This is a genomic window from Leeia sp. (assembly GCF_041909055.1).
Taxonomy (GTDB): domain Bacteria; phylum Pseudomonadota; class Gammaproteobacteria; order Burkholderiales; family Leeiaceae; genus Leeia; species Leeia aquatica.
In genome coordinates, this window is sequence record NZ_JAYREC010000003.1 from 347,981 (window position 1) to 360,709 (window position 12,729).

A 12,729-nucleotide genomic window follows, 5' to 3' on the forward strand; every position below is an offset into this window, starting at 1 on the left:
CAGTGGGAACAGCTTTTTGACAGGACAGCACCGTGCAATTGGACATCGAACGTCTGATCAGTGACTTTGGCGGACCGGCCGTATTATGCGAGGCATTTAACCAGGCCTTCCCGGACGATCCTTTGTCACGCGCCGCCATCTACAAATGGCGCGAGCGCGGCAGCATCCCTCTGGCGCAGGTCAACCGCCTGAGCGTGGTTGCCCAGCAACAGGGGCGCAGTTTCAGCATTCACCATTATCTGGCTGCCGAAGGCAGCCCTGCTGTGACCATCCCGGTGGTCACAGCATCCCAGCCACAGGTATCGAACATGAGCGACCGCCTCTATATTTTTGACACCACCTTGCGCGATGGCGAGCAGAGCCCCGGCGCGGCCATGACCAAGGATGAGAAAATCCGCATTGCCCGCCAGCTGGAAAAGCTGGGAGTGGACATCATCGAGGCCGGCTTTGCCGCCGCCAGCCCGGGCGATGCCGATGCCATCCGCGCCATTGCCGAAGTGATCAAGGATTCCACCGTCTGTTCGCTGGCCCGCGCCAACCCGAACGATGTGCGTGCCGCCGGTGAAGCCATCCGCCCGGCCGCACGTGGCCGTATCCATACCTTTATCGCCACCAGCCCGATCCACATGGAGAAGAAGCTGCGCATGACGCCGGATCAGGTGGTGGAAGCCGCCGTGGCCGCCGTGAAACTGGCGCGTGAATATACCGACGATGTGGAGTTCTCTGCCGAAGACGCGCTGCGCTCGGACATCGACTTCCTCGCCCGCATTTTCAGCGCCGTGATCGAAGCGGGCGCCACCACCCTGAACGTACCGGATACCGTTGGCTATGCGGTGCCGCAACGTACCGAAGCCTTCTTCCGCGAGCTGATCGGCAAGACCAAGGGTGGCGACAAGGTGATCTGGTCCGCCCACTGCCATAACGACCTCGGCATGGCGGTGGCCAATTCACTGGCTGCCGTGCTGGGCGGTGCCCGCCAGGTGGAATGCACCATCAATGGCCTCGGCGAGCGTGCCGGTAACGCCAGCCTGGAAGAAGTGGTGATGGCGGTGAAAACCCGGCAGGACATCTTTGGGGTACACACCGGTGTCGATGCCACCCAGATCGTGCCCAGCAGCAAGCTGGTGTCCACCATCACCGGCTACCCGGTGCAGCCGAACAAGGCCATCGTCGGTGCCAATGCCTTTGCCCACGAATCCGGCATTCATCAGGATGGCGTGCTGAAGCACCGGGAAACCTACGAGATCATGAGCGCAGAGTCGGTCGGCTGGAGTACCAACCGCCTGACGCTGGGCAAGCTGTCTGGCCGCAACGCGTTTCGCACCAAGCTCGAAGCACTGGGCATTGTGCTCGACAGCGAGGAAGCACTGAACACTGCCTTCGCCCGCTTCAAGGAGCTGGCCGACAAGAAACGGGAAATCTTCGACGAGGACCTGCAGGCACTGGTCAGCGACGAAGCCACCCAACACGAGCACGACGCGCTGAAACTGGTGTCGATGCGTGTGCATACCGAGACTGGCGAAGTGCCGCAGGCCGAGATCGTCATCAGCCAGAACGGCAACGAGCAGCGTGCCGCCAGCAGCGGCTCCGGCCCAGTCGATGCCGCGTTCAAGGCGATCGAGAATCTGATGCAGTCTGGCAGCGAGCTGCTGCTGTACTCGGTCAACGCCATCACCAGTGGTACCGACAGCCAGGGCGAAGTGACGGTACGACTATCCCGCTCGGGACGGGTAGTCAACGGACAAGGCGCAGACACCGACATCGTGGTGGCCAGCGCCAAGGCTTACCTCGACGCACTGGCTCGCCTCGCGGGTCAGGAGCAGAAGGTCAACCCACAGGTTTAGCGGGTTCAGGCCACAAGCCTACCGCGGGCCGGCCACAAGCCGGCCATTTGCTTTTGGGGGACCAGGGACGCGCTCGCTTGAGCGTAGCTCGCAGCCCCGTTACCATGGGGTGAAACGGAGTCACCATGCCTAGCCTGTCACAACTAACCCACCAAAACCGCTTTGCCCGCCTGCCAGAAAGCTTTTTTGCCTGGCAAGCACCCGATCCCCTGCCCGCCCCCTGGCTGGTCAGCGCCAATCTGGCTGCCGCCCGTTTGCTGGGGCTGGATGAGGCCACATTCATCGGTCCGGAATTGCTGAATTTGGCCAGCGGCAATCAGCTGCCTGATTGGTGTCAGCCCTTGGCCAGTGCCTATGCCGGCCATCAGTTTGGTGTGTTTGTACCGCAACTGGGAGATGGCCGTGCGCTGCTGCTGGGCGAAGTTTTAGGGCCGGAGGGTCAATGGGAGGTGCAACTGAAAGGCGCAGGCATGACACCCTTCTCCCGCCATGCCGATGGCCGCGCGGTGCTGCGCTCGTCGATACGGGAATACCTGTGCAGTGAAGCCATGCACGGGCTCGGCATCCCGACCACCCGCGCGCTGGCGCTGGTAGGTAGTGACCTGCCGGTCTATCGGGAACGAGCAGAACCTGCTGCCGTGGTGGTGCGGCTGGCCCCTAGTTTTGTTCGCTTTGGTCATTTCGAGTGGTACTACGCACGCCAGCAGCACGACTTGCTACGCCAGTTGGCTGACTACGTGATTGACCATGATTGGCCTGACCTGCGAGACACCCCAACCCCCTACCTGGCCCTGCTGCAACGGGTGATCCAGCGTACCGCTGAGCTGATGGCAGCGTGGCAGTCGGTGGGCTTCTGTCACGGCGTGATGAACAGTGACAATATGTCCATTCTGGGGCTGACGCTGGACTACGGCCCTTTCGGTTTTCTGGACCGCTACGACGCCGGACACATCTGCAATCACTCCGACCACGGCGGGCGCTATGCGTTTGACCAGCAACCGGGCGTGGCGCTATGGAACCTGCAGATTCTCGCCAGCGTCATGCTGCCACTGCTGGACCGGGACGCCGCCATTGCCGCGCTGGAAGACTATGCACCACAGTTTGAAGCGGCCTGGCTGCAGCGCATGCAAGCCAAACTGGGGCTGGCAGGCAGCCAGCCAGTCGAGCAGGATGCCCCGCTGATTGAGGCCACCTTGCAGCTACTGCAGCAACAGCAGGTGGACTACACCCGGTTCTGGCGACAGCTCAGCCATGTCGGGCGGCAGGCCGGGACGGCGGACTTGAATCTGCGCGCCCTGTTTCAAGACCCGGCCGCTTGCGACGCCTGGCTGCATGGCTATCGACAGCGGCTGGCCTTGGTATCGGGTCTGGATAGCGAGCGGCAAGCTGCCATGTGTGCCGTCAACCCAAAGTATATTCTGCGCAATCATCTGGCGGAGCAGGCCATCCGGCGTGCCGAAGATGATCGGGATTTCAGTGAAGTAAACCGCTTGCTGGGCTTGCTGGCCAAGCCGTTTGAGGAACAGCCGGAGCTGGCGCACTATGCAGAGGCACCGCCGGACTGGGCGGCGCAAATCTGCGTCAGCTGCTCCAGCTGATCAACGGACAAACAGCTCCAGTGCGCGGTCGGCCACCCCATCAATGTCCAGCCGCAGGTTAGGGTCGTACCACTGCGCAGTCCAGTTCAGCGCACCAAACACGAACAGGCGGGTGATGCGTACCGAGGTGGGAATCGCGCCCTCGTCCTTCAGCGCCTGCAGGGTTTCATTCCACGACTGCTCATAGCGGTCACGCAGGTTCACAATGCGCGCCTGCGACTCTTCAGACAGCGACTTCCACTCATACAGCAGCACCGGGATGAAATCGCTGCCACGCTCGAGCAAGGTCTTGAGGTGAGCACGCATCAGCGCGCGCAGTTTCTCACGCGCCGTGTTCACCCCTTGCAGGGCCGTTTCCTGGTCTTGCAATGCCAGTAACAGCCCTTCTTCCATCACCACCAGCAGGATTTCTTCCTTGCTCTTGAAGTAATAGAAAATACTGCCCGATTGCATGCCTACCGCGTTGGCAATATCGCGCACCGTGGTCCGCTCGAACCCTTTCTCGCGAAACAGGCGGGCGGCAGCACGCACCAGATCGGTACGGCGGTTGGCTTCTTCGTGTGTTTTGACTTTGGCCATAGGGTCACGCTGTCAGTGCAGCGCTTGCTTTATCCGGAATATGAGACATGATACCGTAACGTCCGCCGCAACACATGACACAATGCAGCACCAGCCGACACCCGGTCGAACAGACTGGCAGCCAGAACGGGGCAGCTTGTGCAATAATTCCATCAGGTTCACCTGCCAATGTGCCGCTTGCGGTTGAAGAGGAAAAATGACCGACAGCCCCGAAACGGAAAACCCCGTCCCCCTTGCGACCAGCGATGATCTGGCCCGCTATACACTGCATTCCGCCGTGGAAGTTGTGTACGTCCTGCGCACGCTGATCAAGAGCGGGCAGATGGTGGCGGTGTATTTCAACCATGGCAAGGACTTCATGCTGACCACCTTGCTGGATGTCGATCCGGCCAAAGGTCAGCTGATCCTGGACTGGGGCGGTAGCGAAGCGACCAATCAGCGTTTCCTCAATAGCGAACGGAATGTGTTTGTGACCTCGCCCGGTGGCGTGAAAATCCAGTTCGTCACCACCCAGGCCAAACAGGTCAGTTTCAATGGCCGCCCTGCCTTTTCTGTTGCGGTTCCGGATACCGCCATCAAGCTGCAGCGGCGAGAGTTTTTCCGCCTGGAAACGCCCATCAGCAACCCTTACCTGCTCACGGTGCAGGGGCATGAATCAGGGGAGCATGTCTTGCCTCTGCACGACATCAGCCTGGGTGGCGTCGGTCTGACCGTCGGCAACCCGGCACTATTCAGCTTTCTGGAGGAATTACCGGATTGCAAACTGGACTTACGTGAGTTCGGCATCCTGCCACTGGCATTGCAAGTGCGCAATGTCGTCACCATTGAGCATCGCGGCGGCGGCATCAGCCATCGCATGGGTTGTCTGTTTATCTCCCCCCGCTCCAGTGTGCAGAATATCCTGCAGCGTTTCATTGCCCAGCTGGAACGTGAGCGCAACGCCCTGTTGAAACGCTGAACGGGCGGTTTCCCGCCCGCCTCATCAGCTTACATTTCTTGTTAGATCTTGAACTGGGCAATCAGTCGGTCCTGCTCAGTGGCTTGGGCCGACAGCTCATCGCTAAGCCTGCGTACTTGAGTCATGGCCTCATGATTGCTCTCGGTCATGCTGGCGATCTGCTCCACATTGCGGCTGATGATGTCACTGGCTACCCCCTGCTCGGAGATCGCGGTGGAAATATCCGACGCCTTGACCACCGACTGCTCGGCCAGACCACGAATCTGCTGCAGTGAATCCGCCACCGAGGCCGTCAACCCAACACCATGCTGCACCCGGCTGCTGACCTCCTGCATGGAACCCACCGCCTGGCGGGTATCATCCTGCACCGCAGCGATGATACGGGTGATTTCATTGGTGGCCTGCCCGGTCCGCTCTGCCAGCTTGCGCACCTCATCCGCTACCACCGCAAAACCACGGCCCTGCTCACCGGCGCGCGCGGCTTCAATGGCGGCATTCAGGGCCAGCAAATTGGTTTGATCAGCAATTTCCTTGATCGACTGGGCAATGCCGCCGATCTCGATCGAACGCTGGCCGAGTTGATCCACCCCGCGCGACGCATCGGTCACCACCCCGGCAATACCCTGCAGAGCATGGGCGGCCTCGGTAGCCACCTGGCTGCCACTGCTAGCCGCATGTTGCACCTGCTCCACATCGTTGGCCACACCGCGCGCATTGTCCGACACCACCCGGATACTGACGGACAGCTGCTCCACCGCAGAGGCCGTGGATGCGGCCGCATCCGCCTGCTCGGCGGAAACCGTCTCAACCTGCCCGGCACGCTGGCTCATGCCACCAGCGGCCTGTTTCACCTCCGCCGATATGCGCTGGCTTTCCTGCAAGGTATTGCGCAAAGCCTGCATCAGGCTACCCAGCGCCTGGGTCATCCGGCCAATTTCATCCTGCGCCTTGACCACCCATTGATGACGCAGGTCACGCTGGGCTGCGGCCTGCTCCAGATCCGCTTCCATACGCCCCAGTGGCGTACCGATGTCGCCCGAGATCTTCCAGGCCAAGCCCGTACCCAGCACCACCGCAGCCAGCAACACCAGCAGACTCCAGCGGATAGCGGATTGCTGGCCCGCATTCCGCTCTTCCGTATTGGCTTCAATCTCCTTGAGGGCTGCAGCATAGGCCTTGGCGGTTGCATCTTCCAGCTGATGAGTCGGTTCACGAACCTTCTTCACCGCCTCATACAGCGCTTTCAGGTCCCCCCCCCGCGCCCATGCCATCTGCCACACCGCGCATCCCGCCGGCGTAAGCCGACAGCAAGCCACGGAACTGGTCAGCTTGCTGTTTCAGTTTATCTGCATCACCTTGCAACATCGGGTCGGCACTGCCCAGTACATTCAGCTGCGCTTCCGCTGCTTTGACTGAATCCTCCCACTTGCCGCGATACTCCTTGACCTTGCCCGCATCCCCCAGACCGGCATTGATGAGCATGTCTTTCTCGAAGCGACGCAAATTGCCAACCTCAGCCCTGAAATTCGCCAGCGAGGTCAGCATCACCCGTACAACAGCATCACTATGCCCCGCTGCCGCACCTTGCACCCGCAAACCTTGCCAGCCCAGCAGCCCTACCACCACCAGCATCACCAGCAAACCCGCAAAACCCAAACGTATCTTCTGCCGCAACATGACTGGCATCATGATTATTCCCTCGCCCCGTTATTCCTGCCTGCTGCAGGTTACTTTTTTATCCTAGATGCCTTTGGGAAAAACGAAACCCTATTTAGAGATCGTGTTTGCCCGGCAAAACCACGCTGTGTTCCAGCTGGCAGCTGGCTTCTGGTGCTGACCGCAGTGCCAGGCAGCGCTGCATTGAGTAAATCTCTCATTTGTCATTATTACATTTTTATTAAAACGTTACATTTGAATATTGTATTCAGTAAGCAAGGCGTAAGAAAACTGCAATGCCCCACGTCGAAAGTGCGCGCACTGCAAGCCTGCAAGCACCGCACAAAGTACGGCATTCAGGAGGGGTAATAAGGAGATCAGTGCCGGGGGCTACCTCGGTGGCAAACATGCGGACACTGCGGTGCCGTGCCGCGCGTTACACTGTCCGGCGCCAGCGCCCGGAAGTCAGAAACAGCAGTAGTGCAAGCCACAGCCAGTGGTCCCCCCATCGTAGATAGGGGGTCAGTCCGCTGCGAGGCTGTACAGTCGCCTCCACCACTGCCGCACGGAAGGGTGCGGCCTGCGCGACGACCCGGCCATCAAACTCAATGGCTGCCGTCATGCCGGTATTGGTGGCACGCAGCATGGGGCGGCCCATCTCCAGACTGCGGAAGCGGGCAATCTGCAAATGCTGCGGCAAGGCCACAGAATTGCCAAACCAGGCCAGATTGCTGCCATTGACCAGCAGATGCGCATCATGCGCCCCATTGCGCAGCTCATGGCCAAACAGGTCTTCGTAGCAGATGTTGCCTGCAATGCGCAGCCCCCCCAACGTAATGGGTGGCTGCGCAGGCTGACCGGGGGACATGTCCGCAAGCGGAATATGCAAAATGCGCAGCACCCAGCTGCTGAAAGGTTGTAGCGGCAGGTATTCGCCGAACGGCACCAAATGCACCTTGCGGTACCACTGTGGCCGCTCGTTCGCCGCCAGCAGCAACATGCTGTTGTAGTAGTCCCCGCTCGGCCCACGCTCTGGCAAACCCAGCAATAGCGCGGCTCCTTTCTGCTGGGCCGTGCGCTGCAAGTCCTGCAGATAGCCCTGCGGCAGCTGTTCCATCAATAGTGGAAAGGCCGTCTCGGGCAGTATCAGCAAGCGACCGCGCGCTGCATGGATCTGCGACTGATAGACCTCCAGCGACAGCCGGGTATTGTCCGGATTCCACTTCAGGTCTTGCGGGATATTGCCTTGCAGCAGGGACACCGAGAGGGGTGCACCCATCGGCGTGGTCCAGGCAATGTGCTGCCAGCCCCAGCCACTGCCGTAGATCAGCGCAATGAGCAAACCACCGCGACGCCACACCGGGCCGCGTCGGCAGCTCCCCATCCATAGCAGGCCGCCGGCCACCAGCGCCAACAGCAAGCTCACCCCATGCACCCCCAGTACCGAGGCCCAGCCTGCCAGCAGGGTGTCGGTCTGGCTAAAGCCCAGCGACAACCAGGGAAACCCGGTCAATAACACACCACGCAAGGCTTCACACAGGGTCCAGGCCAGCGGCATCAGCAGCAGGCAACGCCAGCCAAGCGGCGCTGACTGAGCGGCACGGGCCTGCAACCACCCGGCCAGCGCCGGGTATGCCGCTAGATAGACACAAAACAGAAAGGTGCTCAGCGCAGCCAGTGCCGGTGGCATGCCGCCATACACCGACATGCTGACGTACACCCAGTGCACCCCGCCGAGGAAACTGCCAAGGCCAAACAGAAAACCCAGCCAGGCTGCCCGACGCGGGTTGGGGGCGTGGTGCAGCCACAGCCCGAACAGCACGCACAGGGGCAGCGGTGCCAGCCAGCCGGCCAGGAAGGGGGCGAAAGTGAACACCGTTGTACTCCCCGCCAGCAAGGCGAGCAGGGAAGGAATACTGCGAGGCAGGCGGGGCGGTGTCATGGACACCGCGTGATCACGCGGCATCCGGCCCGCCATGGCGCGCACGGCTCACCTGCAGTGAGTACAGGCGACGGCTATCAGCCCGCAACACCTCAAACTGCAGCCCGAACGCCTCAACGCGCTCGCCCCGCTTGGGCAGGTGCCCAAATTGGTGCACCACCAGCCCACCGATGGTGTCAAACTCGTCGGTGGGCAGGTCGACCCCCAGGGCCTCGTTAAAATCAGCCACCTCGGTGACCGCCTTGACGCGCCAGCTGCCATCGCGGTCTTGCAGCAGATGGTCTTCGGTTTCATCGAAATCGTACTCGTCTTCGATATCACCGATGATTTGCTCGATCACATCTTCGATCGTCACCAAACCCGCGACACCGCCGTACTCATCCACCACCACCGCCATATGGTTGCGGTTGGCGCGGAACTCCTTCAGCAGCACATTTAGTCGCTTGGATTCCGGGATGAATACCGCCGGGCGCAGGCTGTCGCGCAGGTCAAAGCTGTCCGGATCAACAAAGTAGCGCAGCAGGTCCTTGGCCAGCAGAATGCCAATCACCTGATCGCGGTTGCCTTCGTACACCGGAAAACGGGAATACCCGGTTTCCAGCACCATCGGCATGAAGCGGGCAATCGGCTCCGCCACGTTAATTGTATCGATCTGCGCCCGAGGCACCATGATGTCGCCCGCGCGCAGGTCGGACACCTGCAGCACTCCCTCGATCATCGACAGGGCGTCGGCATCCATCAGGTTACGTTCAAAGGCAGCGTGCAGCAGTTCGACCAGTTGTTCACGGTCTTCGGGTTCGCGCATCAGGAATGCGGAGAGCCGTTCCAGCCAGGAGTGTTTGGCCGGCGGCTTAGGGGAACCTTCCATTGGGTCGGACAAGCAGAAATGCAGATGTGGCTGATTATACGGTGTAACCTTGCGCGGCGGGCAAGCGATATTTTCATGACAGCGGGGCCGCTACCGCTTCGTACAGTTCGATCGGCAAGCCATCCGGATCGGGCAGGAAGGTAAAGCGGGCACCGGTATAAGGGTCCACCCGCACCGGTTCGCACGTCACACCCGCAGCAGCCAGATGCTGAATCAGCCCATCCAGATCGCCAACCCGAAACGCCAGATGACGCAAGCCCAGCGCTTCGGGCCGACTGGGGCGCGCCGGGGCCTGCGGAAAGGTAAACAGCTCCAGCTGGCGACCATCCGGCAGCTGCAGATCCACTTTCCACGAATCGCGCTCAGCACGGTAGTGCGCGGCCCGCTCCCGCAACCCCAGCAGCTCGACATAGAAATGCCGGGCTGCCGCGAGATCACTGACGATCAGCGCCACATGGTGGATGCCGCTGAGCCACTCAGTCGTCAATGGCGCGCCCGTCGGATTCGATATACGGATCAGCAATGCCGAGGCCGGCCAGCAGACGGGTTTCCAGTGCCTCCATCTCCTCGGCTTCGTCGTCCTCCAGGTGGTCATAGCCACGCAGGTGCAGCATGCCGTGGATCAGCAGATGGGCGTAGTGGTCGTGCAGGGCCTTGCCCTGCTCTGCCGCTTCACGCGCCACCACCGGTGCGCACAGCACAATATCGCCCAACAGCGGCATGCCGTCGATGAGCGGGCCGTCGTCGTCGAAGGTGAAGGTCAGTACATTGGTGGCGTAATCCTTGCCCCGGTACTCCCGATTCAATTGCTGACCTTCCTCCGCATCGACAATGCGCAGGGTCAGCTCAACCGGCACCGTCTCCGGCAAGGCCACCGTGGCCCAGTCTTGCCACTGCTTGCGGCTGGGCAGATCACTGGCCTTGCTCTCGCATTGCACCGTCAGGTGTAACTGCTTGCGGCTCATGCGCCCTCTCCCTGCCACTGGTCATAGGCGTGGATGATGCGTTGAACCAGTGGGTGGCGCACCACGTCTTCCGCCTGGAAGTGATGGAAGGACAGCCCGCGCACATCCTGCAGAATCTGCTGCACCTCCACCAGACCACTCTTCTGGCGGCGATCAAGGTCCACCTGGGTCACGTCACCGGTCACCACCGCCTTGCTGCCAAAGCCAATACGGGTGAGGAACATCTTCATCTGCTCGGGCGTGGTGTTCTGGGCTTCGTCCAGAATGATGAAGGCGTGATTCAGGGTACGGCCACGCATGAAGGCCAGCGGGGCAATCTCGATCTGGTTGCGCTCAAAGCAGCGCTGCACCTTGTCGAAACCCATCAGGTCGTACAGCGCGTCGTACAGCGGGCGCAAATAGGGGTCGACCTTCTGCACCAGATCTCCGGGCAGGAAGCCCAGCCGCTCGCCAGCCTCCACCGCTGGGCGCACCAGCACCAGACGCTTCACCAGATCGCGCTCCAGCGCGTCCACCGCGCTGGCCACCGCCAGATAAGTCTTGCCAGTCCCGGCCGGGCCGATGCCAAAGGTGATGTCGTGCTGCTGGATGGCTTGCAGGTAGCTCACTTGCCGTGCCGTGCGCCCACGCAGGTCGGGGCGGCGGGTGAGCAGAATCGGCCCACGGCTGTCTGGCCCGCCCGCATCCGGGCGCAGCGTTTCCAGCACCCCCAGCTGCACCTCTTCAACCTCGATGGGCCGATTGGCACGGCCATACAGGGTTTCCAGCAGTTCGATGGCCCGCGCGGTCTTGTCCGGCGCGCCTTCAATGCGGAATTGCTCGGCACGGCGGTTGATCTGCACCCCCAGCCCGCTTTCCATCTGTCGCAGGTTTTCGTCCAGTGCGCCGCACAGATTGGCCAGCTTCTGGTTATCGACCGGGGTAAACGCGGTTTCCAGTACCGTCACACATACTCCTTCATGCCGCTTCGTGGGTCACCACCTCACCACGCAAGGTGTTGGGGTTGACCGCCGTAATGCGGATATCGACAAACTGGTTGATCAGGCGCGGGTTGCCGGGGAAGTTCACCGTGCGGTTGTTCTCGGTGCGGCCAAACAGCTCGCTGTCGCTCTTGCGGCTCACCCCCTCCACCAGCACTTTCTGCACGGTGCCCAGCATGCTTTCACTGATCGCCCGCGCCTGCTCGTTGATGCGGGCCTGCAGGCGCGCCAGTCGTGCCAGCTTGACCTCTTGCGGGGTATCGTCGGTCAGGTCTGCCGCAGGCGTGCCGGGGCGCGGGCTGTACACGAAGGAGAAGCTCTGGTCGAACCCCATCTCTTCAATCAGCTGCATGGTCTTCTCGAAGTCCGCCTCGGTTTCGCCGGGGAAGCCCACGATGAAATCGGATGACAGGCTGAGGTCCGGCCGCGCCGCTTTCAGCTTGCGTACCAGCGATTTGTACTCCAGCGCGGTATAGCCCCGCTTCATGTTCATCAGCACCCGGTCCGAACCCGCCTGTACCGGCAGGTGGAAGAACGAAGCCACCTTGGGCAGACGGGCAAAGCAGTCAATCAACCGTGGCGTCACTTCCTTCGGGTGGCTGGTGACAAAGCGGATGCGTTCGATACCGGGGATTTCGTGCACATACTCCAGCAGCAGTGCAAAATCGGCGATCTCACCATCGCTCATCACGCCGCGATAGGCGTTGACGTTCTGCCCGAGCAGGGTCACTTCCTTTACCCCCTGCACCGCCAGACCGGCAACTTCGGTCAGCACATCATCAAACGGGCGCGACACTTCTTCGCCACGGGTGTAAGGCACCACACAGAAGCTGCAGTACTTGCTGCACCCTTCCATGATCGACACCATGGCCGTCGCGCCTTGCACCTTGGCCGGTGGCAAGCTGTCGAACTTCTCGATCTCGGGGAAGCTGATGTCCACCTGCGCTTCGCCGCTCTGCCGCCGCTTCGCCATCATTTCCGGCAGGCGGTGCAGGGTTTGCGGGCCGAACACCACGTCGACAAACGGCGCACGCTTGACGATGGCCTCGCCTTCCTGTGAGGCCACACAGCCGCCCACGCCAATGATCAGGCCGGGGTTCTGCTGCTTGAGGTGACGCACCCGCCCCAGATCGGAAAACACCTTTTCCTGCGCCTTTTCCCGCACCGAACAGGTGTTGAACAGGATCACATCGGCTTCGTCCGGGTTGTCGGTGGTCGACAGGCCCTCGCTGATGTTCAGCAGATCGGCCATCTTGTCCGAGTCATACTCGTTCATCTGACAGCCGAAGGTTTTGATATACAGTTTCTTGCTCATGCTACGGACCCTACCCACCGAGGG

General features: G+C 61.2%; 12 protein-coding genes. 3 read left to right on the forward strand and 9 right to left on the reverse strand.

Going from position 1 to position 12,729, the window contains the following annotated elements:
* Positions 1-32: 32 nt before the first annotated feature.
* Positions 33-1,844, forward strand: a complete 1,812-nt coding sequence (locus ACE3O2_RS10510) for a 2-isopropylmalate synthase (protein WP_374337269.1) — start codon at positions 33-35, stop codon at positions 1,842-1,844.
* 125 nt (positions 1,845-1,969) lie between these two features.
* Positions 1,970-3,442, forward strand: a complete 1,473-nt coding sequence (locus ACE3O2_RS10515; RefSeq protein WP_374337271.1) for a YdiU family protein — start codon at positions 1,970-1,972, stop codon at positions 3,440-3,442.
* Here ACE3O2_RS10515 and ACE3O2_RS10520 read toward each other — a convergent pair whose 3' ends face one another.
* Positions 3,443-4,021: a TetR/AcrR family transcriptional regulator gene (locus ACE3O2_RS10520; protein WP_168878007.1), complete on the reverse strand. Its 579-nt coding sequence runs from the start codon at positions 4,019-4,021 to the stop codon at positions 3,443-3,445.
* Between the two features lie 196 nt (positions 4,022-4,217).
* On the opposite strand from ACE3O2_RS10520, the gene ACE3O2_RS10525 reads away from it, so the two are divergent.
* On the forward strand, positions 4,218-4,979 hold the full coding sequence (locus tag ACE3O2_RS10525) for a flagellar brake protein (RefSeq protein WP_374337273.1): 762 nt from the start codon (positions 4,218-4,220) through the stop codon (positions 4,977-4,979).
* 41 nt (positions 4,980-5,020) lie between these two features.
* Here ACE3O2_RS10525 and ACE3O2_RS10530 read toward each other — a convergent pair whose 3' ends face one another.
* From ACE3O2_RS10530 to miaB, 8 genes are all read right to left on the reverse strand, one after another.
* Positions 5,021-6,250 (reverse strand): methyl-accepting chemotaxis protein, encoded by a 1,230-nt coding sequence (locus ACE3O2_RS10530; RefSeq protein ID WP_374337275.1) that lies wholly within the window; start codon positions 6,248-6,250, stop codon positions 5,021-5,023.
* Positions 6,210-6,668: a hypothetical protein gene (locus ACE3O2_RS10535; protein WP_374337277.1), complete on the reverse strand. Its 459-nt coding sequence runs from the start codon at positions 6,666-6,668 to the stop codon at positions 6,210-6,212. Before ACE3O2_RS10535 ends, ACE3O2_RS10530 begins: the two co-directional genes overlap by 41 nt.
* A gap of 403 nt (positions 6,669-7,071) precedes the next feature.
* Entirely contained in the window at positions 7,072-8,601 is a 1,530-nt protein-coding gene (lnt, locus tag ACE3O2_RS10540) for an apolipoprotein N-acyltransferase (protein WP_374337279.1), read from the reverse strand.
* Entirely contained in the window at positions 8,591-9,445 is an 855-nt protein-coding gene (locus tag ACE3O2_RS10545; protein ID WP_374337281.1) for an HlyC/CorC family transporter, read from the reverse strand. Before ACE3O2_RS10545 ends, lnt begins: the two co-directional genes overlap by 11 nt.
* 73 nt (positions 9,446-9,518) lie before the next feature.
* Complete coding sequence (locus tag ACE3O2_RS10550; protein ID WP_374337283.1) at positions 9,519-9,932, reverse strand: VOC family protein; 414 nt, start codon at positions 9,930-9,932, stop codon at positions 9,519-9,521.
* Complete coding sequence (gene ybeY, locus ACE3O2_RS10555) at positions 9,922-10,410, reverse strand: rRNA maturation RNase YbeY (protein WP_374337284.1); 489 nt, start codon at positions 10,408-10,410, stop codon at positions 9,922-9,924. Before ybeY ends, ACE3O2_RS10550 begins: the two co-directional genes overlap by 11 nt.
* The gene (locus ACE3O2_RS10560; RefSeq protein ID WP_168878012.1) at positions 10,407-11,357 is read right to left on the reverse strand and encodes a PhoH family protein; all 951 of its coding nucleotides are present in this window, start codon (positions 11,355-11,357) and stop codon (positions 10,407-10,409) included. The genes ybeY and ACE3O2_RS10560 overlap by 4 nt, the downstream gene beginning before the upstream one ends.
* A gap of 10 nt (positions 11,358-11,367) precedes the next feature.
* Positions 11,368-12,705 carry a tRNA (N6-isopentenyl adenosine(37)-C2)-methylthiotransferase MiaB gene (miaB, locus tag ACE3O2_RS10565; protein ID WP_374337286.1) on the reverse strand — a complete coding sequence of 446 codons (1,338 nt, stop codon included), beginning with the start codon at positions 12,703-12,705 and terminating at the stop codon, positions 11,368-11,370.
* Between the last annotated feature and the right edge of the window lie 24 nt (positions 12,706-12,729).

Bases quoted from the DNA above. Each gene is read 5' to 3' on its own strand.
- ACE3O2_RS10515 (WP_374337271.1), top strand. From the start codon at position 1,970: ATGCCTAGCCTGTCACAACTAACCCACCAAAACCGCTTTGCCCGCCTG.
- ACE3O2_RS10520 (WP_168878007.1), bottom strand. From the start codon at position 4,021: ATGGCCAAAGTCAAAACACACGAAGAAGCCAACCGCCGTACCGATCTG.
- ACE3O2_RS10525 (WP_374337273.1), top strand. From the start codon at position 4,218: ATGACCGACAGCCCCGAAACGGAAAACCCCGTCCCCCTTGCGACCAGC.
- ACE3O2_RS10530 (WP_374337275.1), bottom strand. From the start codon at position 6,250: ATGGCATGGGCGCGGGGGGGGGACCTGAAAGCGCTGTATGAGGCGGTG.
- ACE3O2_RS10535 (WP_374337277.1), bottom strand. From the start codon at position 6,668: ATGATGCCAGTCATGTTGCGGCAGAAGATACGTTTGGGTTTTGCGGGT.
- lnt (WP_374337279.1), bottom strand. From the start codon at position 8,601: ATGCCGCGTGATCACGCGGTGTCCATGACACCGCCCCGCCTGCCTCGC.
- ACE3O2_RS10545 (WP_374337281.1), bottom strand. From the start codon at position 9,445: ATGGAAGGTTCCCCTAAGCCGCCGGCCAAACACTCCTGGCTGGAACGG.
- ybeY (WP_374337284.1), bottom strand. From the start codon at position 10,410: ATGAGCCGCAAGCAGTTACACCTGACGGTGCAATGCGAGAGCAAGGCC.
- miaB (WP_374337286.1), bottom strand. From the start codon at position 12,705: ATGAGCAAGAAACTGTATATCAAAACCTTCGGCTGTCAGATGAACGAG.